We start from the raw sequence: 24695 nt of genomic DNA, 5'->3' as shown, positions 1-24695 counted from the left end.
AGGGGAGAGGGTATCGTCGACAAAATATGTTCGACAATACCCTCTCTTTTTTTATAAGATTTTTGCTATACTAAACTGTACTATAATACGTGGTGGAAGGAGGAGAATGATGAAAATACTTGTGGTGGATGATGAATCGAGTATTCGTAATTTGATTCGGATGCAGTTGGAGATGGAAGGTTATGAAGTATTGGCAGCGGCTGATGGGAGAGAAGCTTTGGAGCGATGGAATGAAGGGCCGGATGTATTGATTTTGGATGTTATGCTTCCGGACACGGATGGGTATGAGTTGCTTCGTTTGTTCCGTGAGAGGGATAGGGATATTCCGGTGCTTATGTTAACGGCAAAGAGTCAGATGAATGATAAGTTGCTTGGATTGCAGCTTGGTGCTGATGATTATGTGACGAAGCCGTTTAATTATGCGGAGCTTATTCTTCGGGTTAAGAATATGGCGCGGCGTGTAAAGAAGACGGAGGCGGCTGTAAGTCATGAAGTAATTGAGGCTGGAGAGATAGTGATTTGTCCTAAGGAAAGAAAGGTACATGTGAGTGGACAAGAGATTCAGTTAACGTACCGAGAGTTTAATTTATGTCAGTTATTTGTTTCAAATCCACAGCGTGTGTTTATGAGGGATGAGTTACTTGAGAAAGTATGGGGATTTGAGTATATCGGAAATACGAGAGCCGTTGATATTATGGTGCAGAGACTTCGCAAGAAGCTTGGGACGAGCGGAGAATATATTAAGACAATTTATGGCGTTGGCTATAAACTGGATTGTTAAGTGGTGATGGTATGTCTTTAAAGCGAAATATGGTGTTTGGAATAGTTGGGCTGTTAATTCCGATTTTTGTTCTTTTATATGCAGTTGTTTATATTACGTTAGAAAAGAATATGTATCATAACGCAGCAGATTCTTTAGAAAAGTTAAGTGTAGAAGCACAAATTTATACGATGAATTATTTAGAGAGGGAAGCAGAAGTGGATACGCTTGGTCCGAATTCACTTTTAATTGCGTCGTATTTAGCGAAGCGTATGGATGTCCGTGTGCAGATGATCGGGAAGAATGGCGATGTTGTTGCAGATACACAAAAAGGAGCATTGCTTCACCGTAACATCGACATTGAGAGTTCTTTGAAGGGAAAGAAGTCTTACGTTTTTGAGGAGGCGGATCCAGCTCCTATTCTTTTGTTTTCAAGCCCGGTTTATTATGGAAACGATGTCATTGGAAGTATTCGTTTTATAAATGAGTTAACGGGTGAGAAGGAAGTTTTAACAAATGTGAGCTGGACGTTCTTAATGACGTCTCTTTGTTTAGTAGCTACCGGTATTTTCTTTGCGATTCGTTTGGCGAAGTCTCTTCATAAACCAATTGATCAGTTGAGACAAATGGCACAGAGGCTCGCGAATGGTGATTATAAGAGTAAGATTGAGTTAAATGAGTACGTGGAAATCGCTCAGCTTTCAGCATCTTTTAACGCGATGGCCGATGGAATTGAGTTGCATATTAAGCAATTGCAGGAGGAGAAGGAGAAGCAGAAAGATTTCCTAGACCGCATTACGCATGAGCTAAAAACACCGCTAACGGCAATTATCGGTTATGTTGATTTAATTCCGAAGTTACAATCAAAAGAAGATGTACAGGAAAGTCTTCGTTATGTGGCTGTGGAAAGTGAGCGTTTATTATCACTTGTAGAGGAACTGCTTAAGTCTTCGAAATATGGGACGAGTACGTTTGAAGTGTCTCCTACAGTTGTGAACATAAAGGAATTGGCAGAAGAAGCAGTTTCAATTGTGAAACCTCGCCTAAATCAGTTTGAAATTGAAGTGATAAATGAGTTAACGGATGTACATGTTGTTGCGGATTTTGATAAGACGAAGCAAATTTTCTTAAATGTGCTTGATAATGCAATTAAGTATAGTGATGCTTCGCACATTCGTATGAATGTAATTGTAAATGAGCATGAGGCGAAGGTTTTTGTTCATGATGATGGGATCGGTATAGATGAAGTGGTGCTTGCAGAGTGGAATGAGTCTCCGAAAGGAAAGGCACTTCCTTCTAGTTACGGGAATGGTTATGGTTTGTATATTTGTCAGGAGATTATGAGTAAGCAGGGCGGAAGCATGCGGATTGAGAGTAGTGAAGAAGTAGGTACTACAATATTCATTACATTTTTGCTTCCGAGAAGGATGGAAGACATAAAAAACTTGAAAGCGGTTAAATGATACATTTATGAAACAATTATGCGGTATTTTCGAAACAACGTTTTTTTATCTTGGAGGTAGGCAGAAATGAAAAGGCTATCATTTCAAATTCTTATGTTTGTCATTTGTATGATTGTTTCTCTTATTTTGTTTTATGTTATGGAGAAGCAAATCTATAATCGAATCAACATTGTAAATGATAAACAAGCCGTTTTACAAAGGGTGAATGAATCTCTTCCAATTGAAGTGAAAGTAAGACATGAAAAGTGGGGAGAAATCGTTGTAACGGATGAAGTTCGTTTGCATACGATTGTTTCATTCTTTGACCGAATTCGAATAGAGCCTGAGGGCGTTAAGAGCCAAGAACAAGTATTTACTGGAGAAGTAACGTACTTGAATGGACATAAGCGTACTTTTGCAGTAGGTGACTTGTTCCAGTATGGGGAAAATGTATACGGAAAGAATGGCATGGATCCGATGATTTCAGCACTTCAAACGTATTTATTAAGCCTGTATTACACGCCAGAGCGTATTAATAATTTCTTTGCTTCAGCAAAGGATGTCGTAGTACGTCAAGGCGATGTGGTACGTACTATCAATCTTACGCACATACTTGATTCTATTCGGTCCGCAAAGCAAATTACAGATTACGGAGAAATTCAGAAGTTATTACAATCGCAGAATGAACCGATTGCTTATATTACAGCTTATAAAACAGGTAAGCGTGTAAAGAATGATCGTGAAGATATTCTTACGATTTCTGTGTATCCATCGTACTTTGTTGTGCAATATCTCGGTGATAATAACGGGAATGTCATGTATATGAAAGGCTCTCTAGCAGAGTTATTCGTAAAGGAGAATGCGTCATGAGAAAGATAGCCTTTTTCTTCTTTTTGCTAGTAATTGGAGGAGCGATGTCTAGTTGCTCTCGAGATACAACCTCTATTAAATATAGTAAAAATGGTCTCCCTATTTTGGATGATCGTCATATTGTTGCGTATGTGGCGGCTCGTGAGGAAGTTGGTGAAGCGTTACTTTCATCATTTTGTAAACCACGTGGATGTACGTATGAATTTATTCGTCTTTCAACAGAAGAACTTCTTCGTAGAGTGGAAGAAGAAGCTGGAAATCCGAAGGCGGATATTATTATTGGCGGTACAGTAGATGCGCATCAAATGATGAAGCAAAAAAATCTTTCTATTCCTGTGATAAGCCAACATGCAAATCGTATTTCAAAAACTGTTAAAGATAAAGATGGTTATTGGTACGGTTATGAAGTGGAGAAGCTGGCAATTGCGATTAATAAAGAGCGGTGGAACGAGGAAATAGCGCCGCTCGGTCTCTCGTATCCGTTAAGATGGAAAGATTTATTGAATCCAATATATAAAGGAAAGATTGTCATGCCCGATCCAAATGTTTCAGGTACAGCATATACGTTTTTCCAATCACTGATTGATACGTTAGGTGAAGAGGAAGCGAAGGGATATGTGAAGAATCTGGCAGAACAAGTTGGAGAAGTAACAGTGAATGGTTACATCCCAGCAGAACTTGTTGCGAGCGGTGAATATATGATAGGCATCAACTTTATGGGAGATCAGAGAATGCTTCAAAAACAAGGCTTTCCGATTTTAAGTAACGAACCTGAGCAAACAGGGTTATCTGTTAATGCGATTTCGAAACTAAAACGTGCACCGAGTGGTATTATTGCGGATTTATTTATTGATTATTGTTTATCAGAAGAAGCGGGTCATATTTTAGAAAAAGTGTCGTTTGGCGTACCAACGATGTTTGCGAAGAATGAGAAAGAAATAGAAGGACAGCCGGTTAGAAGGACGAACCAAAATATATCAAATAGCGGAATAATCGAGATATGGAATAGACAGCGTCTCTCTCTGAAGTGAGAAAAGGAGACGAAAATATATGTTTAAATGGCTCAAGCCAGCACCTGCAATTGAAAGATTGCCAGCGGATATGATCGACCGTGTATATCGATTACTACGTATTCGTGTGTTAATCGGGATTTCAGTTGGATATGCTGCTTATTATTTAGTTCGTAGTAACTTTACGTTATCAAGTACGTATTTAGTACAAGAATATGGTTTTAGTACAGCTGAAATTGGTCTACTAGGTTCAGTAATGGCAATTGTTTATGGATTTAGTAAGTTCTTTATGGGTAATTTATCAGATAAAGCTTTCGCCCAGCGCTTTATCGCAGTCGGTTTATTCTTATCAGGGCTTGTAAATATTTGTTTCGGCTTTGCATCATCATTTGGGATGATTGTTACATTACTTGTTGTTAACGGTATTGTACAAGGTATGGGAGCACCACCTTGTAGTATTGTTATGACGAAATGGTTCTCGAAGAAAGAACGCGGTACGAAAACAGGTCTTTGGAATATTTCACATAACGTTGGTGGAATGCTTGTGCCACCACTTGTCGGAATTGGTGTAGGTATTTTCGGTGAAAATCATTGGCAAGGCGGCGTGTTTATTTTCCCAGCGATTATCGCAATGGTAATTGCAGTACTTGTTTGGATCAATGCGAAGGATACACCAGAATCTGAAGGTCTTCCTCCAATTGATGAGTATCGTAATGACTATGAAAATCTTGAAAAAGCAGATAATGCTAACAAGATGTCACCAAAAGAAATTTTAATGAAGTATGTAGTGAAAAATAAATTTGTATGGTTCTTATGTATTGCGAATGCTTTTGTTTATTTAATTCGTTTCGGTGTTATTAACTGGGTTCCACTTTATTTAACGACAGTTAAAGGATTTTCAAAAGCAGAAGCGCATGCGGCATATGCAATCTTTGAAGGTATGGCAATTCCAAGTTCATTAATCGTTGGCTTTTTAAGTGATAAATTATTTAAAGGAAAACGTATGCCATTATGTATTATTAGTATGGTTGGAGTTGTTATTGGTACGTTTATATATTGGCAAGCAACTAGCGTACTTGTTGTAAGTATTGCAGTTTCTATTATCGGTTGTTTAATCTATGTACCACAGTTCTTAATCGGTTTAAGTGCGATGGAATTAGTACCGAAATTTGCAGTAGGTACGACAGTTGGTATGTGTGGTCTATTCGGTTATGTAGGTGGAAGTCTTGTAGCTAACGCAGCAATCGGTGTTATTGTTGATAGTTCTGGCTGGGATGGTTGTTTCATCTTACTATTAACAGGTGCGGTTTTATCAACAATCTTCTTATTTATTGTTCAACGTGGACATGAGAGAAAAGATCCTAAAGTAGCGTAATATTTTGTTTGAAAAAGCTATCCAATTATTATTTTGGATGGCTTTTTCTATATAATATAATCTTTCCTTAAATCTATCTTAAAAGATATAATGTCATATTTCTAATCATTGGAATTTTTGTTACAATATAAATGGATGTGTAAAACTTTGTAAAAATAATGTAATAATATGTAATCTATTTTCAGAAAGTTTTATACAATTTTTATATTAAACTATTAAGTTATAAAAGGGAGCGAGAATATGTTACCAAATACGGTTCGTACTCCAAACAAGAAGAAGAAATGGATTATTATTGGGGTTATTGCACTAATTGTTATTGTAGCGGCAATTAATATTTTTGTTATGCAAGGTAAGAAGAAGGGTGCATCAACAAATGCTGATGCTGTAAGTTTTGAGAAAGTGACAGAGCGTAAGCTGAATAATACGAAGTTAATTTCTGGTCAGGTGAAGCCTGGTAATATTGAAAGCTTCTATGCAGATCCGGCCAAAGGGAAAGTGAAAGATATTGAGGTAAAAGAAGGGCAAGAGGTAGAAAAAGGTACGAAGTTATTCTCTTATGATAATGAAGAGATTAATCTTCAAATGAAGCAAGCTGAGCTTGATCAGAAGATGGCGGATATGCGTTACGATCAAGGGAAAAAGAAGATTGATTCGTTGAAGAAAGAAATTAAGAAGGCGAAAGATAGCGGAGCTGGGAAAGAAGTAACAGATCCGATGGACGAGCAAGTAAACGAGTTAGAGATAGGGCAAAAAACAATTGACCTTGAGAAAGAAAAAGGAAAGTTGCAGAAAGAAGAGTTAAGTAAGAAGCAGAAAGAACTTACGATTTATAGTAATTTCGCTGGTGTTGTTCAAAAGTTAGATAAAGATGCGGCACAAAGCTCATCTCAAGCGTTAGGTGGTCAAGGAAAAGCGTTTTTACAAGTAGCTTCTAAAGATCCATTCCAAGTTCAAGGTACGTTAACTGAGCTTCAGAAGTCACAAATTCAAAAAGATCAAACATTCACTGTAACGGCGAAAGCAAATAATAAGAAGAAGTGGACAGGTAAGATTACAGAGGTAAGTGAGTTCCCAACAAGTGCAGAGATGGCGCAAGCTGGCGGCATGGGTGAAGCAACTCAAAATATGTCTCAATATACATATAAAGCAAGTCTTGATAGCCAAGACGGTTTATCTCCAGGTTACCACGTTTCTCTGCAAGTAAACTTAGAGAATAAGAAGATGATTGCTGTCCCAAGTAAGAGCATTGTAGCAAAAGGCGATGATGCATTTGTTTATGTTGAGGATAAAGGTAAGCTTCGTAAACAAAATGTGAAAAAAGGTTCTACTGATGGGGACTGGACAGAGGTTGTAGAAGGCGTAACAGTGGGGCAAAAGGTGGTTAAAAATCCTTCCGACGATGTGTATGACGGAATGGAAGTGAAAGAGAAATGATTACGTTAAATAATATTGCTAAAACGTATTATCAAGGAAAATTGGCAGTGCCGATTTTGCACGGTATTAGTTTAACGATTCAGAGCGGTGAGTTCGTTTCGATTATGGGACCGTCTGGCTCTGGTAAGTCGACGCTTATGAATATTATCGGTTGTTTAGATCGTCCAACAGAAGGCGAATATAAGCTGAATGACGTGAATATCTTAACAGCAGACGAGTCAAAGCTTGCTTTAATTCGTAATGAATATATTGGCTTTGTATTCCAGCATTTTAATTTACTGCCTCGTCTTTCAGCAGTGGAAAATGTTGAGCTTCCGCTCGTATACGGTGGCGTGAAGAAAGCAGAGCGTCGCAAGCGTGCTTTGGAGGCGCTAGGTAAAGTTGGATTGGCAGATCGCGTGCATCATTTACCAAATGAGTTATCAGGTGGACAGAAGCAGCGTGTAGCGATTGCAAGAGCGATTGCAAATAATCCAACGTTTATTATGGCCGATGAACCGACTGGTGCACTTGATACGAAGTCTGGTGAGCAAGTTATGAATATTTTCACGAAGCTTAATGCAGAAGGTACGACGATTGTTATGGTTACGCATGAAGAGGAAGTGGCAGCGTATTCTTCCCGCCGCATTGTACTGCGAGACGGGAAAGTTACAGAAGATAGAAGGTGTGCGGTATGAGTTTACTAGATAGTATAAAAATTGCCTTATCTTCTATTTTAGCTCATAAACTGCGTTCAGCTCTTACGATGCTGGGTATTATTATCGGGGTAGGTTCGATTATTACTGTCGTTGCAATTGGGCAAGGCGGGGAAGCGATGTTGAAATCAAAATTCGCAGGTTCTGGTGGTAATAACCTTATGCCAATTCAATTTAAAGCAGATATTAATGATGAATTTGCTATAGGTGGATTTGAAATACCGAAGTTAACGGAAGAGGATATTTTGGAAGTAAAACAAGTGAAAGATGTTTCACACGTTATTACAACAAATTCGACAACAGAGACACTTGATGTAAATGATAAAAAAGCAAGGCTGAATGTTATTGGACTTGATAATGAATATTTTGCGGTTAATAAAGTAAAGGTTGTAAAGGGCCGCTCCTTAAATGAATCAGATATTTCTCACGCGAATAACGTTGTGATGATTAGCACAAAAACAGAGGAAACGTTATTTAAGGACGTAAACCCAGTTGGACAAATTATTGAGATGAAGGGACAGCCAATGCAAATTATTGGTGTGTATACATCAGATAATGAATTTATGGGATTTGAAATGGAAGAAGCGTTAATTCCTCTTACGTTATGGCCTGTTTTATATGGGACAGATGATATTCAAAATATCGCAATTCAAGCTAAAAATGTAGACAATTTAGAAGCAGCAGGGAAACGAGCTGTTGATGTATTAAATAGTCGTAAGCCAAGTGAAATCCCAGGTAAATATGAACTGGTGAATTTAAAAGAACTCCAAGAAAATGTTTCTAAAGTAACTAGCATCATGACGATGATTATCGGTGGTATCGCTGGTATTTCATTAGTCGTTGGTGGTATTGGTGTTATGAATATCATGCTCGTATCTGTAACGGAGCGTACGCGCGAAATTGGGATACGTAAAGCGCTTGGAGCAACGCGTAGTAAAATTTTATTACAGTTTTTAATTGAAGCTGTTATGTTAACACTTTTAGGTGGTTTAATCGGAATTGGTCTTGGGTATGGCGGAGCATATATCGTTTCTACATTCGCAAAATGGCCACCGCTCGTTTCGTGGGAAGTTGTCGTTGGAGGCGTACTGTTCTCGATGACACTCGGTATTATTTTCGGATTAATTCCAGCAAATAAAGCTGCGAAATTAGATCCAATTGAAGCATTGCGTTATGAGTAATTAATAGTGTAGTAGAACTACACATTACCGTTCTAGTGGGCGGTTCGTAGCCTCTATATGAGGAAGTGAACCGCCCGTTAGAACGGGTTATATAAATAGAAGGAGGCGTTATAATGGAAGCTAATATTAATACGCAAGATGTAGTTTCAAAAAAGCCATCATTATTTGGAATGATTACTTCTCCAGGTGAGCAGTTTGAGAGAATGAAGACGAAAAGTCCGGTTTGGGGGGCATTTGTCTTATTTGTTATATTAGGAACGATTATAGCAACAGCAGTGTCTTACTTAACATTAATTAGTACTCCAGAATTGGCAAAAGAATTAAATGGTGAAGCAGGGGCAATGGTAAAAGGATTTACCCTTGGTGGAGGCGCACTTGTTGGTCTATTAGGAACACCTATAGGTCTCTTTATTGCGGCAGGTTTTTATAAAATTATTATGATGTTTATGAGCAATGATACACCATACATGAAAATATTATCGATTTACTTATATGCTAATCTTGTTTATTATATCGGCGGGTTGTTAAATGCAGGATTAGGCTTTATTTTTGATGGAAATGGCACTGATGTTTATACAAGTTTAGCTCCTTTATTTGAACAAGGGACAGTAGCACATGGAATTGCCTCTTCAATTGAAATTTTTAATATTTGGAGCCTCATTCTAACAGGACTAGGCTTACACATTGTAGCTGGTTTAAGTAAGAAACAAGCTACGATTTTAATTGTAATCTTCTTTATCCTAACAATTGCATTAGGCGTTGTAAGAGGTTTAGTAAGCGGCTTTGGTGCATAACATATTATTTTAAAAAGGTGACTCTTCAAGAGAGTCACCTTTTTTTATTTTTACCCCTATTTCAAATACCACCAACAAAATTTCAAATACTAGCTGGTGTAATTTCAAATTCCGTCGGTAGTATTTGAAATTACTCACAGTGAAATCTTTTCTTTATTTTTATATTGTGAAGGTACCGCGGAATACTAGAAAGGTATACCTTTTAGAAACGGGTACTGTGTGAAGCCAGCCACTTTTACAGAGGCAGTTGTTTTGTATGAAGGGATGATTGTAAATCAAATAAAGAAATTAGGTATTCGTCAAGATTATGAAGAGTATTATCAATGTGGTTTAATTGGTCTTTGGCATGCGTATGAAAGATTTGATGCAAAGAAGGGGTATTTCCCTGCATATGCACTTGTAACGGTGCGTGGTTATATATTAGAAAGATTGAAGAAAGAATCTACTTTGCAAGAAAGATGTGTATGTGTAGGTGAGTATGAGGAAATCTTTCATTTTGAAGATGTTGAAATAAGAGTGAAGGATTTTATGAGTGTGTTAGACGAGAAGGAGAAGTATATTATTTTTGAACGTTTTTTTGTAGGGAAGACGATGGGAGAAATCGCTTTAGAGACGGAAATGACATATTATCAAGTAAGATGGATGTATCGGCAAGCACTCGAGAAAATGCGCGATAGTGTAAAAGGATAAAAATAGCAAATAGAATGGAAGGTGAGGAAATACTACCTTCCATTCTATTTGTTATTAAGGTGATGAATCTTGCATGTTCATTTGGGATAATACATATCCAGCTTTCCATAATTGCTGACTTAGCTTATGAGAACTAATTTGTATCGTTACGGTAGCTCCGTTTGAAAAATGAATTTTAGCTCGTTTAGCTTTTTTGAAAAACTCTATTGTATGAACATGTTTGAAGAAAAGCCAAATACAATTTGGAGAAGCAGGAGATTCTGTTGGAAAAGCACAAATATATTCTCTATGATTGATCGGAATTGGAACGTTTTGTTTGAATTTAAATTTTGTTTTTACAGCATTACGTCTCCCTTGATAAGTAGAATGAATATTTGTTAGACAAGATTTCTGTATAAGTTGGAGAGCAGTTTGACAGGAGTAAAGATGGTTTCCGCTACTGTCAATAATTTTTGTACGGTAATAAGGGTGTTTATATGGTTCAAGCATCATTGTAGAACTAGAAATAAAAATGTTGTTTTCATTATCCATAATTCTATATCCTCCCTTATAATTTTCATTCTGAATATAATTATATATAAATTAAGTAAATTAATTGCTAATATTCTATTTCATATTGTAAATTTTGTCTATTCGTTTACAATCAATAGGTGATAGTCTTTCTAATTTGCATCGCTTGTACATATATATGAAAATAGAAAAGAGTAGGCGGTGATATAGTATGAAGAAAAAGTATATTATTATGGCTTTAGTTGTCGTTCTCCTAGTATATTTAGCAAACAGTAATCCGAGTAAGGGAGAATATACAGAATGGGCAGCGAAGCAGTTTATGAAGCGTAATGATGTGAGTAAGAAGCTAGATGAAGTTCAAAAAGAGAATGAAGAGGGTCTCCTTGGCGACTTGGCATCGGCCGGTAAAAAGTTAGCGAAAAAGTATGTTGAGCCACAAGTTGGGTTATTAATTGATCATTATACGAAGCGAAATGATTATATATTCTTCTCAACATATACGACTGAGTTTGATATAGGTGAAGAACATTATAAGTACGTATGCGTCGGTTTCTCAAAGATTTTTATTCCAATTGAAATGCCGAAGAAAAAAGACGAATCTGCAAAATGATGCAGATTCGTCTTTTTAATTTTATAGAGTAATTGGAACTTCAGATACATTTTTTTCTACAAGGCGAGCTCCCTTTTTTCGTGTATTTTCATCAATGGATGAAAATACAGATGAGGCAAGGATTGTATCCATTACTTGATTTACGACTTGTGCATCGATTGGTGTGATGGGCGTATCGATAGAAAAAACGACTGTTTTTCCATCTTCTTTCGCGAAAATCAACTCTAGTACTTGCATGTGTTATTCCCTCCTTTGTATTTATCAAGCTATTTACGGGATTGTGGTCTGCCGGTTAAATTGTGGTCTAATAATCAGCTGGGATGAATAAAATCCCCACTAATCCGAGTTTTACTTTATAGTTTAGAAAGATCTGATGTGCTTACAAGTTGCACAGCGTGAAGTGGTGATGCTTGTAAGGAAGCTAGAGCATGAGCTACGTTGTGTACTTGATCTAAGCTCGCGTTTGTTTTAACACGTTTAAATTGTTTGCTCTTGAAAACTGTTTTGCCGTTCTTATCTAATCCGTTGTTTAAGACAAGACGTAAAGTTAAATCCATTACGATTGTTTCAATCGCCATGTGTATCACCTCCTTTCACTTTATAAATAGGATGCAAATGTCATGTTTTGGCGTGAAATTTTTTCTTTTTTTTGGTACCCTTAAAAGATTAAGAGAGGAGAATTCTGGATAATGAATCGTAAATGGTTATTTTGGATTCCTGTATTACTATGGATGGGGCTGATTTTCTATTCTTCGGCACAACCATATAAAAAGCAGGATATGCGTTCAGATATTGAACAATATGTAAATGTTGAATTTGTGAAAGAGCATTTTTCATGGGTATCTATCGATTATGGTGGAGGAACCCCTGTTAGTATTGCGAATAAAGGTGTAGGCGGATTTATTGAGTTTTTCCTTCGTAAAGGTGCTCATTTTATGGTGTTCTTTATGCTAGGTTCATTGATTTATTACGCTTTTCATCGATCAGGTTATTCGAGGAAAAGATGTTTTATATATGCCCTTCTTTTCGTTGCGGGTTATGCAACATTTGATGAAATCCACCAATGGTATACGGGAGACCGTACACCAATGTGGCAAGATTCATTGCTTGATACGTGCGGTGGGTTAACGGGGATTATAATAAGTAATTGGTTTTGGAATAGAAAAAAGCGCTAATCTCATTTTGAGATTAGCGCTTTTTTTGCGGGTAGTAAAACTCCACTTAACTGGCCTGATTCAAGTTTCACTTTATACACCAAGTAATTCTTTTAGTTCGTCTGTTGATAGTTCAGTCATCCAACTATCGCTTGTGATGACAGCATTGTTTAGAGATTGTTTTCTTTCTAGCATTTCATCAATTTTTTCTTCTAATGTTCCTGTTGTAATGAGTTTGTGAACATGAACAAATCGTTTTTGACCAATGCGATATGCGCGGTCTGTTGCTTGATTTTCCACAGCTGGATTCCACCAACGATCGTAGTGAATGACATGGTTGGCAGCGGTTAAGTTTAATCCTGTTCCGCCAGCTTTTAAGGATAAGATGAAAATGTCATACGTTCCGTTTTGGAACTCCTCAATCATCTTGTCGCGATCTTTTTTCGGTACACTACCGTTTAAGAAGAGGACACGCTGGCCGAATTTTTCTTCTAGCACACGTTTTAGCATGTTCCCCATGCCGATATATTGAGTGAAGATGAGGCAACTTTCATTTTGATCTTTTATATTTTCTATGAGCTCCATCAACGTTTTTGTTTTCATAGAGCGTTCAACGACATTTTGTGGCTCTTCTTCTTTTAAATAAAGAGCTGGATGATTACAAATTTGTTTTAGCTTGTTCAGCATAAGTAATATAAAGCCGCGTCTTTCAATTCCACTTAATCCTTCGACATTTTGCAGTGTATCTTGAACAAGTTGTTCATATAAGGAAGCTTGTTCACCAGTAAGAGGACAGTAAGCTTTTTGTTCTTGTTTATCTGGTAAATTTAATGCGACTGTTTGATCTTTCTTCGTTCGGCGCAGTAAAAATGGTGAGATAAACCGTTGAACTTGCTGGATTTTTCCTTCATCACGATCCTTTTCAATTGGTGTGACGAAGCGGCGTTGGAATTGTCCTAAGCTTCCGAGATATCCATGATTAATAAAGTCGAAAATGGACCAAAGTTCAGCGAGGCGATTTTCCATCGGTGTACCAGTTAAAGCGATTTTGTGATTTGCTTGCAAGTTTCGTACTGCTTTCGACTGTTTCGTATGTGGGTTCTTAATATTTTGTGCTTCATCCAAAATAACAGCATCCCAGCATAATGAAGTTAGTTCTTCCTCATCGAGTTGAGCCAATGCATAAGATGTTAATACAACATCTGCTGATTGAAGGAAATCTTCAAAAGAATTGCCCTTATCTCTATTACTTCCGTAATGTAATTGAACACGTAAATTCGGTGCGAAACGCTCAAATTCTTTTTGCCAATTTCCAAGAACAGATGTCGGCGCTACGATTAATGCAGGGCCTGTTTTGAGATTGTTTTCTTTTATATATAGTAAGTAAGAGATTGTTTGAATACTTTTCCCGAGTCCCATATCGTCAGCTAGCAATGCTCCAAATCCAAGTTTTCGTAAATATAATAACCATTCAATGCCGTGTTGTTGATACGGGCGAAGTGTTGCGTTTAGTGAAGTAGGGACATCCACTTTTGGAATATCTCCAATATGAAGCAGCTTTTGGAATAGTTCCTCATAATATCCATCTAGTTCGATTTCAATATCAGTAAACGGACTATCATCTTCTACAATTTCTGTTTCAGCCGTATTTGATAAATGTTGCTGCAGGACATCTTTCATCTCTAGTCCGTATTTATCGGCACGGTTCATGAGTTTCCTTACTTCTTCGATAAAGGCTGGATCTAGTCGCATCCATTGACCATTTATATTAAATAGACGTTTATTTTGTTCAACGAGTTCGAAAAATTCGCTTTCTGATAAATCAATGCCGTTCGTCGAAATGCGCCAATCAAAATTAACGAGCGTATTCATACCGAAGAACGATTGTGTTTGTGCTGTATTTTGCTTCAGCTGGACACGTAATTTCGGTTTTGTTGCTTTTAAATTTTGCCACCATGATGGTAGTAAAATTGTAATACCGGCTGCAAGTAATTCATTGCTTGCTTCTGTTAAGAAGTTCCAAGCTTCTGTTTCAAAGAGCTCATTTCGGAACGTATCTCCTTCTTTTAACCACGGTATGAGTTTACTAAAACCTTCTTGTGTTTCTGTAATCCGTTCTTCGTAATCGTGCCATCTTTTCGGTAAGGAATCGATGTTTTCATATACATATATGCGATGCGCCCCGCGCTTTGGTGTCACAATTGTCTCAAGCTTCCACATTTCAAATTCTTCTTGTGGTTCTTGTAGTCTTAGTCCGATTGTAAACGGAAGATCATCTTCGATATAACCAATTTTCCGAAGCCAATCTTCTTCATGTAGTGCTGTTTCCAGTTGTCTTTTCGTAAAGTCGTAATGTTCATATAGTCTTTTAGCATCTTCCCAGCCGTCATTTGAGCGGTTGTCTTGTAATATGCTTTCATTTACTGCTGCTGAGAAAAGCGATGCTAATGTGTCATCTTCAATTGGTGTATTTTGAACTTTCCAAGATGGTTGTTTAGGCCAATGATTCATATCTGGTACGAAACTACCACTCGTAAAGGCATCCCATAGTTCATTTGCATCTTTCGTAAGTGCTGTAATCGTGCCGTTTATTTGAATATGTGCAAAGGAATTCATCGGTTTGTTTGCAATGTATTCAAAGGCTTGTGCATTTGTTAGCAGCACACCTTGTTTTCCTTCGAAGGTTGCTTCTTTTAGAAACGTACCGTAGAAAGAAGTGGAGTGCCATGTGAATGCATTTCGTTTCCAACTTGTTACGGATAATGGAGTACCGCTGTCATCTTCTCCCCAAAGGAACCAACCTTGACTAACATGCTGGAGCCTAATTGTTACTTCAGTTTGATTGATCATCGATTAATTTTCCTTTCCGTAATTCCTCTTGTAGTGCACGCAGACGTGAATGGAGATTGGCGATGTGAATAATGAAAGCATCCCATTCATCGGTGCGTTTTAATCGTTTATATAATGTACGTAATTTCTTTAAGTAACGAACTGCACGTTTATATGATTTACGATTTCGTTCTTCAATCGCCTCTACAGCAGCAAGATGGTAAAGAGGAAGTGCCACTTCTGGCGCTTCTTTTTCAATATCTTTCAGTGGCTCTTTCAACAGTTCAATTGCCTCAAATCCATATAAGAGATGAAGCTCTGCCCATGTGCGATACTGTTTTTTCGTGAGTACGTACTGTTCGTAGTTTGTGAAGCTATACGGTAATAGTTCTTGTAAAATCATTTCAAAACCAGCTTGTTCATTTGTATGTGTTGCGTATGTTTCATACATGATTACAAATAGCCGAACGATATCTTTTATGAAAATCGTATTTTCGTGATCTTGGATCGTTTTCTTTACTTGTTTATACGTAAAGGAAAGCCAGTTTTTTGCACGATCCCATTGCATGGCACTTAATAGTTCTTCTAACCAATAGAAGTATAGACTCACAACAGAAGCAGGTTGTTTCTTTAGTAAGTCCATCGCTAGTAAATCTTCATCATTTAAAAAGAGAAGATGAGAAGACGCTAATGCTTTGGATAGTGGATTGATTTTCGTATCGATTCGTTTTTCTTCCTCTTGTATGTTCTCTTTATTGTTTAAAAGTTCACTCCATATGTGACGATAAATGAAAAATCGCTCTTGCGTATAAGCATCGGTAGAGAAGAATACTTCATGAACGAGACGAGCTGTTTCTTGCAAAATTATTTCAGACTCTGAAGGAATCGCTTCTGATTGTAAGTCCCGAACGATGGATTCCACTTTATCTACAAATAGGCGAATGACATTAACAGGTTGGTGATAAGAATACGTTTTGTTTGTTTCGAATGCCTGAATTTCTTCTAATAATTTTTGAAAGCAGTAAAGTGCTGCATGTAACCTGAATAATTCATGTATGGCGATGACGCGCGGAGCTTTCCGCTCAAGCTTCGTATAGAAATCTGTAAAGATACTCATAAGAAAATACATTTGTTTATAAGTAAGGCGAGCTTGTTCTTTTTTAAATGATTCATATTCTTTTTCAAAATATGATTCCCAACTTTTATAATCCGTTTCTTCAAAAGCTGATGATTGCAATACTTGTCTTGCAGTTCTAATAGGAGGAAGGGAAGGTTTCGTATTATTTTTAAATAAAGTTAATACATCTCCTACTTGCCCGAAACTAGACGCTGCAGATAGTAATACAGCGAGCATATGCTCACATTGTGTTGGTGCGAAGCAATCACAATAACTTTCAGCGACATTACGAATCGGAATATGAACGCTATATACGTTGCCTTCCGCATCTACAGTTCCTGATAGTGTATAACCATCAAAGTCAACGTTGTAGACAACACCACTACGATATAGGTGCCGAGCTGTAGCGACATGTTCCTGATCAGCTGTTTGCTGTGGATCTAGTCCTTGAACGAACTCATTCGCAATCATCATAATTTCATCTTTCGTAATTGAGTGTTGCAGCATAATATTCCTCCGTACACATATTTCTTTCCTTTACCATTATAAACAAAAAATGCTCAAAACAGAAAAAATGAAATTTGGATTACATAACTTGAAAATCATGGTAATATATAAAATGTTAATTTCGTATATTAATATATACGTATAGGAGGAGAAATAATTTGTCAGATTTACAGACGAAGTTAGGTAGTGGAATGAATAAGTTACAAGAAGGAATAGAACAAGGGAAAATGAAGTTGCAAGTTGCACAAGAAATTGCTCAATTGAAAAAGGGAATGCAAGTGCAAATGCAGAAAAAAGCAGAGGTTCTATTAGAGGTTGGGCAGCAAGTGTATGTTCAATTAAGAGGAAGTGGAGTAAATGAAGCGAGCTTAAAAGAAATGATTGCTCCAGTTCAAGAATTTGATGTAGCTATTTATCAAGCAAGAAAGCGCATTGTTGAATTGCAAAAACAACAAGGTGAAAAAGCTACATGTGAATGTGGTGGACCTTTATCAATAAATGATAAGTTTTGTGGTTCGTGTGGAAAACCTAACCCGATGTTAGCAGTAGAAAATGAAGGTGAAACGGTAAATTGTATTTCATGTAATGAGCATATCGATAAAAACTCTACTTACTGTCCAGTTTGTGGAATTAAGCAAAGTGGGGAGTGAATTAAATGTATTGTCGCACATGTGGAAAACAACATGGTGAAGAAGTAAATTATTGCCCAAATGAAGGTAGTATGGAGATTGCAGGAGCTATAGATGCAGTAACATTAGAAAAAGATACTGCAAAATACTGCAAAGGTTGTGGCAGTGAAAATGCTCAAAAAAATTTATATTGTCAAAAGTGCGGGTATTCTTTATCTGTTGTGAAGAAAAAAGAACAATCTGTAAAATTGCCTACAATGGATGGTGCTCCTAAAGTTGAATTTAAAGCAGATAAAGCCGTTTTACAAAAAGGTTTTATTGGTGGGGCTGTTGCAAGTATTCTCATGTTAATTGCTGGTTGGATTGGTAGTTTATTATTTGCTTCTATGTTAAGTGAGATGTTTAGCAAATTTGCGAAAGAATTAGAAATGTTGCCAAGTTTTTATTCGAGTGCAACTTCTACGATGTTAAGTTACCATTTACTTGGTTTTACAGCTAACGATGATAGTGGGTTGATATTTTCTTTATCTTGGCATACTCCATTTACATTATTATTAATCATTCCATTTATTATTTTCGCTGGTACAGGAATTTGGTTAGGGAAACAGCATGTTGCGAAAACGATTAAAGATCAAATCTTTATGGCAGCAACAGTTGGTATTATTTATGGCGTCTTTTTATTCATTATAAGTTTTATAGCATCACAATCTTTTGCAATTCCATTCTCAGAAGCAGGTAAGATTACGGTTGGCTATTCAGCGATTAAGAGTTTATTGAGTGGTTTTGTATGTGGGACATTATTTACCTTATTAGGATTTATTGCTCATACAAGTAAAAACAATATGGCAGTAGCATTTCAAGAGTTAATGCCATATGGAGCGTCTGTGTATTACGGTGTTTCAGCTATGATAAAAGGACTTTTAGTAACAGCGGTAGCGGTTTGTATTATGGCGTTAGTAAGTAAGGAAGATGGTATTGAACCATTAAAAGAAATAACAACTTTAAAATCTGAAAGTACATTATTAGCATTAGAGTTAACACCTCAATTATGGAGTATGGCTCATTTTGCGCCCTTAGAAGTATCAAGTCCAGCACTTAGTAAAGAATTTACTAGAATTGGTAAAAAATCAAATACATATGAGAGCACACTATCGTTTTCATTTATATCAGGCGTCTCTGTAAATGGCGTAGAGCTTAGAAAGATATTGATTTCAAAAGGAGCAAATGAGGAAAGCCTTGCAGAATTTGATAAAGTGAATAACGTATTCCATTATGGTTTATTACTGCTTATTATTCCATTGTTCTTTATGTTTAGAGCGGGAAGAAAGTTAGCTAAATTACCGACTGCCAATATATATATTACATTAGCGGTATGTAGTGGTTCTTACACAATTATGATGATTGTAATGAATATGATTTCTAAGTTCCAAATTAATGTTTCAGGAACTGTAACAGGTTTATTTGGAACAAGTGGAACGGTATTATCTATGCAAAATTCATTTATATATTTAACTTTGTTTAGCTTGATTGTGACATATGTAGCGGCATTTGCTGGAATGAAATTAGCTAAAAAATAGGAGGAGAGCACGTTGAAGTTTTGTGGAACATGTAAAAAGAACGTTGCAGACCATTTGAACTTTTGTCCGGAGTGTGGGAGTAAAGTAGAAGTAATCGTTGATAACACTGCTGCTTCATATACAGAATTACAAAGCGAGACAAAATCAGTGAAAAGTAAGAAAAATTTATTTTTGATCATTGGTTTTGCTGTTATTGCTGCATTATTATTTGGGGCATATAAATTTGGAGCATATAAGTTTTCAAAAGAAAAGCAAGTAAATGTAATGATTGAAGCATTCCAAAAGAAAGATATTAATGCAATTGATGAGTTTGTAAAAGCGAATGATTCAAGCTTAAAGATTAAGACAGAGGATATTAAAGCGTACATGCGTTATTTAAAAGAGAATCCTTCTTACAACAAACAATTACTGTCTTATTTACAGAAAGAGACAGTAGATCAAAAGTTAACTAAAGATAAATCTTCATTTAAGGACGGGGAAATAGTAGAAGAGGGAAAAGAGTGGTTCTTATATCCAAAGTATAAGTTTAGCATGAAATCTTATTATATGAGCATTAGTACAACTGCAAAAAATGCAGAAATACATGTGAATGACAAAAAAGAAACAGAGCTTTCTAGTGATAAAACTTCGAAAGAGTTGGGGCCATACTTCCCAGGTACATATGTTGTAAAGGCAACGGCGAAGACAGAACTGACTGAATTAGAAACAGAGAAAGAAGTAGATTTAGCGGATGAACAGAGCGAGAAGGTGAAAGTGGATTTATCGCTTGAAGGTAAGTATGTAAGCATTTCTTCTGATGAAAGTGATGCAACTGTATTTGTGAATGGGAAAAAACGTGGAAAATTAAATTATGGAAGTTATAAGCTTGGCCCTGTATCCACAGATGAAACAGTAGAAGTACATTTAGAGAAAACTACTGATTTTGGTGTGATGAAATCTGAAAGTGTTAAAATTGGAGACCAAAGCACGTATTACTTAAAATTCCCGAAAGAAACATCAAGTTCAGCAGTGGGCGAATTTGTAAGAAATCATATTTATGATAACGTACGTGCAATTTCATTAAATGATTTTAGTTTAATTGAAAATAATTATGATAAGAGCGGGAAATCGTATAAGGAAGACCGTGATTATATACAGTATTTACACAAAAAAGGAATTACAGAAGACTTATTAGCGATGGAAGTTCGTAATGTAGAGCGTCAAAGTGATACGAAATATAAAGTAACGACATATGAAGAGTATCATATTCGTTACGGTGATGGATCTGTGAAGTTCAAAAGTTTTAATAACGAACATATTGTAACCTTGAATGGAAATGGAAAGATGCTGTATCATTCTCTTGGTGCAAATAATACTTTGAAATCAGAAGATGTATCTGGTCCAACTCGTTAATATGAGAGAAGCTGTTCAATATTTGAACAGCTTCTTTTTTGTAGCTAAATCGATATTTCGTGTCGAACCGTTGATATATCGTAAGTTATGATAGATATAATTGAAAAATCGTTGATATATTTTTTACAATTATGAGTGTGTTTCCTTTAATATTTCTTGTACATATGGATCATGTAATATCTGCTCTATAATTGGTAACATGTTTTGTTCAAATGGAATGTCGATAGGAAATGGCTTTTGAGAGCCTGGTTTTATTCCATATTGCACAATTTTGTAATGTGTATTGTTTTCAGACTTGAGCACAATTAACTTATAGCGGTTATCATCGCCAGCGAGTGAGAAATCAATAGACGTAGCGTTATATGTTACTTCATCTTTATATATGTACGGTTTTGGCGTACCAATCCAGTCTACTTTTGCTTGTACATTCATGGGCATAGCCTCCTTATATGTATTATAAATAAATAAAAGCCAGCTCTCAATAAAGAGAACCGGCTTGTAATTTAGCAGTCATTGGTTATTTTAAAATTTTCACTTTAACAGTTTTGCGTCCCCATTTTTGAGCAGCGCTATCTGATCCAAGTAAGATATCGATACGGTTACCTTTAATTGCACCACCAGTATCTCCAGCGATAGCTTCTCCGTAACCTTCTACCCATACTTTAGATCCTAATGGGATTACTTTCGGGTCAACAGCGATCATTTTCATGTTTGGATTCGCAGTTAAATCATGACCCATTGCAGTTAATACACGGCCGCCATATGTGCCACCGTTTTCGCTCGGGTGAGCTGTATATGCTGTAGCTACAACTGTTAACTCACGACCACCAGATGGTTCGCTAGTTTCAGCAGCTTTCACAGCAGGCTTAGCAGCTGGTTTTGCTTGTGCTACAGGTGTTTGAGCCTTAGCTGGTGCTTCAGCTTTAGCAGGAGCCGTTGTTTCTTGTTTCTCAATTACAGGTGCTGTACCTGTTAAGAAAGGAACATGAACATAAGCTGTTTTCCCGTTATATTCAAATTGTAACCACTCATTTTGTACTTGGTTCGTTGTTTCGATTACATCGTCTTTCTTCAACTTTCCAAGAACCTCTGAGTTTGTGTTCGCTTCAGCACGTACGTTTAATACGTTAGCTGTTACGTAGTAGATGCTTTTTGTGAACTCTGCACTTACGAATGCGTCTTTACCGTCTAAAGTAACTTTTGACCATCCGTTCTCTGTATTTTGTACATCTATTTTATTACCGTTTAGTAATTTACCGACAACTTTTGATTCCGTAGTAGGGTTTTCGCGTACGTTTAGTACATCTGTTGTTACAACAGTTTCTGCATTAGCAGATGATGTGAAAATCCCAAGACCAAAAACTGCTGCTGTTGCTATACCAATTAATTTTTTCATGATAGCCTCCATTGCGTTTGTTTTCGTGTCCTCATTATAGCAACAGATTTTTTCGGATTTGGGGAAAACACACAATTACAAACCATTCGTAATAAGTCGTTAATATCCTGTAATATAACAAAAAATATAAGAAAGCGTTTTTCATTCTATATGAATCATAGGTTTCTAGTTATATTCAAAATATTTAATACAACATGTTTTTTTCGACGTAAATAAAAATGTTACAGTAATGTTACATGATGTTTACTAAACGATTACATTCCTTGAGTATTTTACCGTTTTATGGGTAATATAGTTATATAAACATAAACATTTTGTTTGTGAAGCTATAAACACGTGCTATATACTAGCAAAAAAACCGCATAATTGTTACAAAACGAAAGGGTTGCAAGGAAGAAATTTGCCCTTTTTTACATATGTAACACATCCTTTTTTAGGAAAATACATTCCTATCCGCGTTTTTCTCACACAATTTGACAGCAGTATTTCTAGCTTGTAGCTCTTGCAGAGTGAAAAGGTTATACGAAAGGTAAGGCTGTCCATAAGAATTCGAATTGGTGAAGGTGAAAGTAAGAAAATCACCGCAAAATTATAGTTTTCTATCCGATTTTACATATCGGAATTTATGTTGTTTACAAAAGCGAAACCTACGAAGGGGGATTTGATGAGGAAACTGACAAAAACATTCATCGTTTCATTAACATTATGTATTGCATTTACAATTTGGGGGATTATTCCCGAATCTATTATTGGAAAAGGTAGTTTAGGAAATGTAACAACCGCAATTCAAACTGCATTAGTTAGTAAGTTCGGCTGGTTTTATATTATTTCCGTTTCTATTATTTTAGGTGTGTCTATCTTTTTAATTGTTTCGAAATACGGTTCTATTCGTTTAGGTAAAGATGATGACGAACCTGATTATAGTTATATGACATGGTTTGCTATGCTATTTAGTGCTGGTATGGGTATCGGCTTAGTTTTCTGGGGCGTTGCTGAACCATTAAACCATTTATACGCACCTCCGTTTGGAGAAGGTGCAACTGAGGAAAGTGCGCGTCTTGCACTGCGTTTTTCATTTTTCCATTGGGGATTACATCCTTGGGGACTATATGCGTTTGTAGCGTTATGTATTGCTTACTTTACCTTTAGAAAAGGAAAAGCAAGTACGATTAGTGCGACAGTAGGTCCGTTATTTAAGGGCGGGGAACACGGGCGTATTGCTCATTCATTTGATGTGTTAGCTGTTTTTGCAACTGTGTTTGGTGTTGCAACGTCATTAGGTCTCGGTGCAAAACAAATTGCGGGTGGTGTTAGTTATTTAACATCTATCCCGAACTCATTAACGACACAGTTAGTTATTATTGCAATCGTAACGGTTCTTTTCATGTTATCTGCACAAACAGGTCTTGATAAGGGAATTAAATATTTAAGTAATACGAACATTATTTTTGCGTTTGCACTTATGATTATTGTATTATTTGCGGGTCCAACAAACTTTATTATGAATTACTTCACTTCAACAATCGGTTCTTACATTCAGGAATTACCAAGCATGAGCTTCCGTTTAAGTCCATTAGACGAAGGTGGAAACCAATGGATTCAATCGTGGACAATTTTCTATTGGGCATGGTGGATTGCATGGTCACCATTCGTAGGTACGTTTATTGCTCGTGTTTCACGAGGACGTACAATTCGTGAGTTTGTAATCGGTGTGTTACTTGTGCCGACCGTAATTGGTGCACTTTGGTTCTCTGTTTTCGGCGGAACAGGTATTCATATGGAGCTGTTTGGTGATGCACATATCTTCGAAAAAGTGAAAGAGATGGGAACAGAAGTAGGATTATTCGCTATGTTCGATCAGATGGGCAGCTTTGGATCAGCTTTATCAGTTTTAGGTATTTTACTTATTGCAACATTCTTTATTACATCTGCAGACTCTGCAACATTCGTTTTAGGGATGTTAACGACACATGGTAGTTTAAACCCACCAAATCGTATTAAAATGATTTGGGGTATCGTTCTAGCCGCGATAGCTTCTACGCTATTATATATTGGCGGATTAGAAGCATTACAAACGGCAGCTATCATTGCAGCATTCCCGTTCGTCTTTGTTATTTTCTTTATGATGGCAGCATTATTTAAAGAGTTACAAAAAGAAGGACGTATGAAGCGTCATTAATAATAGAAGGAAAAGAGCTGATTTCATATCAGCTCTTTTTTTATCCCTCTATTTGCTGAGCAGTAAGAACCCCACCTCAAAATTCAGCAAAAGCAAATAAATCGAGCTGCTTGTAAAAGCCCGATTGGTGATGGCTAATGAAAGTTTCACTTTATATAGAAGGAATTTGAAATGCGGGTAGGGTAAATAAAATACTTTACCATATAAGTAGTATGCCTTTTATACGAAGAAAAAACGATAGGTTTCGACAATATTCGATCCCTTACGAATTCTATTCATATTTTTGACAAAAAATTGTCGGAAATGTGTTGTCACGTTTATATATATGTGCTATATTATTTCCTGTAAGCGATTTCAAATAGTTTTAAAGCGCATTCAAGGGGGACATCTAGAATAATGAAACGTTACGAAAGAAAGTGGAAGCATATTTGTTTGAAACGTGTGGCACATCGTAGTGTCCAAGAAAGCACGGAACCTAAGACTGAAACGCGCAAAGAACAGCAAGAGAAGCAATTGGTTCTACAAAAATAGCAATCACTTTTTC

General features: G+C 36.6%; 23 protein-coding genes. 16 read left to right on the top strand and 7 right to left on the bottom strand.

The genetic code is table 11. From position 1 onward, the window contains the following. Window positions 1–109 precede the first annotated feature (109 nt). The 10 genes from N2V80_RS26090 to N2V80_RS26045 all read left to right on the top strand — a co-directional run bounded on the left by N2V80_RS26090 (window position 110) and on the right by N2V80_RS26045 (window position 10251). Window positions 110–781: a response regulator transcription factor gene (locus N2V80_RS26090; RefSeq protein ID WP_000699553.1), complete on the top strand. Its 672-nt coding sequence runs from the start codon at window positions 110–112 to the stop codon at window positions 779–781. Between the two features lie 11 nt (window positions 782–792). Beyond that, window positions 793–2223, top strand: a complete 1431-nt coding sequence (locus N2V80_RS26085) for a HAMP domain-containing sensor histidine kinase (RefSeq protein ID WP_033693512.1) — start codon at window positions 793–795, stop codon at window positions 2221–2223. A 66-nt stretch (window positions 2224–2289) separates the two neighbouring features. Continuing rightward, the gene (locus tag N2V80_RS26080; protein ID WP_061655209.1) at window positions 2290–3072 is read left to right on the top strand and encodes a DUF3919 family protein; all 783 of its coding nucleotides are present in this window, start codon (window positions 2290–2292) and stop codon (window positions 3070–3072) included. Next, window positions 3069–4103, top strand: coding sequence for an ABC transporter substrate-binding protein (locus tag N2V80_RS26075; RefSeq protein ID WP_001225639.1), 1035 nt, complete (start codon window positions 3069–3071; stop codon window positions 4101–4103). Before N2V80_RS26080 ends, N2V80_RS26075 begins: the two co-directional genes overlap by 4 nt. Before the next feature lie 19 nt (window positions 4104–4122). Next, window positions 4123–5457: an MFS transporter gene (locus N2V80_RS26070; protein ID WP_000477602.1), complete on the top strand. Its 1335-nt coding sequence runs from the start codon at window positions 4123–4125 to the stop codon at window positions 5455–5457. A gap of 240 nt (window positions 5458–5697) precedes the next feature. Beyond that, window positions 5698–6891 carry an efflux RND transporter periplasmic adaptor subunit gene (locus tag N2V80_RS26065; RefSeq protein WP_000937316.1) on the top strand — a complete coding sequence of 398 codons (1194 nt, stop codon included), beginning with the start codon at window positions 5698–5700 and terminating at the stop codon, window positions 6889–6891. Continuing rightward, window positions 6888–7568: an ABC transporter ATP-binding protein gene (locus tag N2V80_RS26060; RefSeq protein ID WP_061655210.1), complete on the top strand. Its 681-nt coding sequence runs from the start codon at window positions 6888–6890 to the stop codon at window positions 7566–7568. The genes N2V80_RS26065 and N2V80_RS26060 overlap by 4 nt, the downstream gene beginning before the upstream one ends. Further along, window positions 7565–8767, top strand: a complete 1203-nt coding sequence (locus tag N2V80_RS26055) for an ABC transporter permease (protein WP_000054354.1) — start codon at window positions 7565–7567, stop codon at window positions 8765–8767. The genes N2V80_RS26060 and N2V80_RS26055 overlap by 4 nt, the downstream gene beginning before the upstream one ends. Window positions 8768–8880: 113 nt before the next feature. Beyond that, window positions 8881–9561, top strand: a complete 681-nt coding sequence (locus tag N2V80_RS26050) for a Yip1 family protein (RefSeq protein WP_061655211.1) — start codon at window positions 8881–8883, stop codon at window positions 9559–9561. A gap of 219 nt (window positions 9562–9780) precedes the next feature. Next, entirely contained in the window at window positions 9781–10251 is a 471-nt protein-coding gene (locus N2V80_RS26045; protein WP_061655212.1) for a sigma-70 family RNA polymerase sigma factor, read from the top strand. 54 nt (window positions 10252–10305) lie between these two features. Here the strand turns inward: N2V80_RS26045 and N2V80_RS26040 are convergent, their stop codons facing one another. Then, window positions 10306–10782 carry a competence protein ComK gene (locus tag N2V80_RS26040; protein WP_061655213.1) on the bottom strand — a complete coding sequence of 159 codons (477 nt, stop codon included), beginning with the start codon at window positions 10780–10782 and terminating at the stop codon, window positions 10306–10308. Window positions 10783–10972: 190 nt separating this feature from the next. Here N2V80_RS26040 and N2V80_RS26035 point away from each other — a divergent pair, with 190 nt between their 5' ends. Further along, window positions 10973–11371: a DUF4359 domain-containing protein gene (locus N2V80_RS26035; RefSeq protein WP_000731405.1), complete on the top strand. Its 399-nt coding sequence runs from the start codon at window positions 10973–10975 to the stop codon at window positions 11369–11371. Window positions 11372–11392: 21 nt separating this feature from the next. Here N2V80_RS26035 and N2V80_RS26030 read toward each other — a convergent pair whose 3' ends face one another. Together N2V80_RS26030 and N2V80_RS26025 are read right to left on the bottom strand one after the other, a co-directional pair. Continuing rightward, window positions 11393–11608 (bottom strand): DUF2922 domain-containing protein, encoded by a 216-nt coding sequence (locus N2V80_RS26030; protein WP_001197593.1) that lies wholly within the window; start codon window positions 11606–11608, stop codon window positions 11393–11395. Between the two features lie 116 nt (window positions 11609–11724). Next, on the bottom strand, window positions 11725–11949 hold the full coding sequence (locus N2V80_RS26025; protein ID WP_000963861.1) for a DUF1659 domain-containing protein: 225 nt from the start codon (window positions 11947–11949) through the stop codon (window positions 11725–11727). A gap of 111 nt (window positions 11950–12060) precedes the next feature. Here N2V80_RS26025 and N2V80_RS26020 point away from each other — a divergent pair, with 111 nt between their 5' ends. Continuing rightward, window positions 12061–12546, top strand: coding sequence for a VanZ family protein (locus N2V80_RS26020; RefSeq protein WP_001080709.1), 486 nt, complete (start codon window positions 12061–12063; stop codon window positions 12544–12546). A gap of 72 nt (window positions 12547–12618) precedes the next feature. Here N2V80_RS26020 and N2V80_RS26015 read toward each other — a convergent pair whose 3' ends face one another. Continuing rightward, window positions 12619–15375: a DEAD/DEAH box helicase gene (locus N2V80_RS26015; protein ID WP_000610111.1), complete on the bottom strand. Its 2757-nt coding sequence runs from the start codon at window positions 15373–15375 to the stop codon at window positions 12619–12621. Then, a complete protein-coding gene (locus N2V80_RS26010) occupies window positions 15359–16978 on the bottom strand; it encodes an SWIM zinc finger family protein (RefSeq protein WP_061655214.1) in 1620 nt (539 codons plus the stop codon). Before N2V80_RS26010 ends, N2V80_RS26015 begins: the two co-directional genes overlap by 17 nt. Window positions 16979–17136: 158 nt before the next feature. On the opposite strand from N2V80_RS26010, the gene N2V80_RS26005 reads away from it, so the two are divergent. The 3 genes from N2V80_RS26005 to N2V80_RS25995 are packed head-to-tail and all read left to right on the top strand — an operon-like array spanning window position 17137 to window position 20576. After that, a complete protein-coding gene (locus tag N2V80_RS26005) occupies window positions 17137–17628 on the top strand; it encodes a zinc ribbon domain-containing protein (RefSeq protein WP_001281753.1) in 492 nt (163 codons plus the stop codon). A 5-nt stretch (window positions 17629–17633) separates the two neighbouring features. Continuing rightward, a complete protein-coding gene (locus N2V80_RS26000) occupies window positions 17634–19184 on the top strand; it encodes a zinc ribbon domain-containing protein (RefSeq protein WP_061655215.1) in 1551 nt (516 codons plus the stop codon). A 12-nt stretch (window positions 19185–19196) separates the two neighbouring features. Further along, window positions 19197–20576, top strand: coding sequence for a zinc ribbon domain-containing protein (locus tag N2V80_RS25995; RefSeq protein ID WP_061655216.1), 1380 nt, complete (start codon window positions 19197–19199; stop codon window positions 20574–20576). Between the two features lie 129 nt (window positions 20577–20705). Here the strand turns inward: N2V80_RS25995 and N2V80_RS25990 are convergent, their stop codons facing one another. Together N2V80_RS25990 and N2V80_RS25985 are read right to left on the bottom strand one after the other, a co-directional pair. Next, the gene (locus N2V80_RS25990; RefSeq protein WP_001102540.1) at window positions 20706–21008 is read right to left on the bottom strand and encodes a DUF3910 family protein; all 303 of its coding nucleotides are present in this window, start codon (window positions 21006–21008) and stop codon (window positions 20706–20708) included. Window positions 21009–21093: 85 nt separating this feature from the next. Beyond that, entirely contained in the window at window positions 21094–21972 is an 879-nt protein-coding gene (locus N2V80_RS25985; RefSeq protein WP_000733346.1) for a cell wall-binding protein EntA, read from the bottom strand. A 664-nt stretch (window positions 21973–22636) separates the two neighbouring features. On the opposite strand from N2V80_RS25985, the gene opuD reads away from it, so the two are divergent. After that, complete coding sequence (gene opuD, locus N2V80_RS25980) at window positions 22637–24151, top strand: glycine betaine transporter OpuD (protein WP_001230117.1); 1515 nt, start codon at window positions 22637–22639, stop codon at window positions 24149–24151. Window positions 24152–24695: the final 544 nt, after the last annotated feature.

The organism is Bacillus sp. FSL W8-0640, assembly GCF_038007725.1.
GTDB lineage: Bacteria > Bacillota > Bacilli > Bacillales > Bacillaceae_G > Bacillus_A > Bacillus_A cereus.
Note: the sequence above shows the minus strand (reverse complement) of the source record. Positions and strands in the feature narration are given on the sequence as shown.

Bases quoted from the DNA above. Each gene is read 5' to 3' on its own strand.
- N2V80_RS26060 (WP_061655210.1), top strand. From the start codon at position 6,888: ATGATTACGTTAAATAATATTGCTAAAACGTATTATCAAGGAAAATTG.
- opuD (WP_001230117.1), top strand. From the start codon at position 22,637: ATGAGGAAACTGACAAAAACATTCATCGTTTCATTAACATTATGTATT.
- N2V80_RS26000 (WP_061655215.1), top strand. From the start codon at position 17,634: ATGTATTGTCGCACATGTGGAAAACAACATGGTGAAGAAGTAAATTAT.
- N2V80_RS26010 (WP_061655214.1), bottom strand. From the start codon at position 16,978: ATGCTGCAACACTCAATTACGAAAGATGAAATTATGATGATTGCGAAT.
- N2V80_RS26075 (WP_001225639.1), top strand. From the start codon at position 3,069: ATGAGAAAGATAGCCTTTTTCTTCTTTTTGCTAGTAATTGGAGGAGCG.
- N2V80_RS25990 (WP_001102540.1), bottom strand. From the start codon at position 21,008: ATGAATGTACAAGCAAAAGTAGACTGGATTGGTACGCCAAAACCGTAC.
- N2V80_RS25985 (WP_000733346.1), bottom strand. From the start codon at position 21,972: ATGAAAAAATTAATTGGTATAGCAACAGCAGCAGTTTTTGGTCTTGGG.
- N2V80_RS26030 (WP_001197593.1), bottom strand. From the start codon at position 11,608: ATGCAAGTACTAGAGTTGATTTTCGCGAAAGAAGATGGAAAAACAGTC.
- N2V80_RS26080 (WP_061655209.1), top strand. From the start codon at position 2,290: ATGAAAAGGCTATCATTTCAAATTCTTATGTTTGTCATTTGTATGATT.
- N2V80_RS26050 (WP_061655211.1), top strand. From the start codon at position 8,881: ATGGAAGCTAATATTAATACGCAAGATGTAGTTTCAAAAAAGCCATCA.
- N2V80_RS26070 (WP_000477602.1), top strand. From the start codon at position 4,123: ATGTTTAAATGGCTCAAGCCAGCACCTGCAATTGAAAGATTGCCAGCG.
- N2V80_RS26055 (WP_000054354.1), top strand. From the start codon at position 7,565: ATGAGTTTACTAGATAGTATAAAAATTGCCTTATCTTCTATTTTAGCT.
- N2V80_RS26015 (WP_000610111.1), bottom strand. From the start codon at position 15,375: ATGATCAATCAAACTGAAGTAACAATTAGGCTCCAGCATGTTAGTCAA.
- N2V80_RS26020 (WP_001080709.1), top strand. From the start codon at position 12,061: ATGAATCGTAAATGGTTATTTTGGATTCCTGTATTACTATGGATGGGG.
- N2V80_RS26035 (WP_000731405.1), top strand. From the start codon at position 10,973: ATGAAGAAAAAGTATATTATTATGGCTTTAGTTGTCGTTCTCCTAGTA.
- N2V80_RS26040 (WP_061655213.1), bottom strand. From the start codon at position 10,782: ATGGATAATGAAAACAACATTTTTATTTCTAGTTCTACAATGATGCTT.
- N2V80_RS26090 (WP_000699553.1), top strand. From the start codon at position 110: ATGAAAATACTTGTGGTGGATGATGAATCGAGTATTCGTAATTTGATT.
- N2V80_RS26065 (WP_000937316.1), top strand. From the start codon at position 5,698: ATGTTACCAAATACGGTTCGTACTCCAAACAAGAAGAAGAAATGGATT.
- N2V80_RS26025 (WP_000963861.1), bottom strand. From the start codon at position 11,949: ATGGCGATTGAAACAATCGTAATGGATTTAACTTTACGTCTTGTCTTA.
- N2V80_RS26085 (WP_033693512.1), top strand. From the start codon at position 793: ATGTCTTTAAAGCGAAATATGGTGTTTGGAATAGTTGGGCTGTTAATT.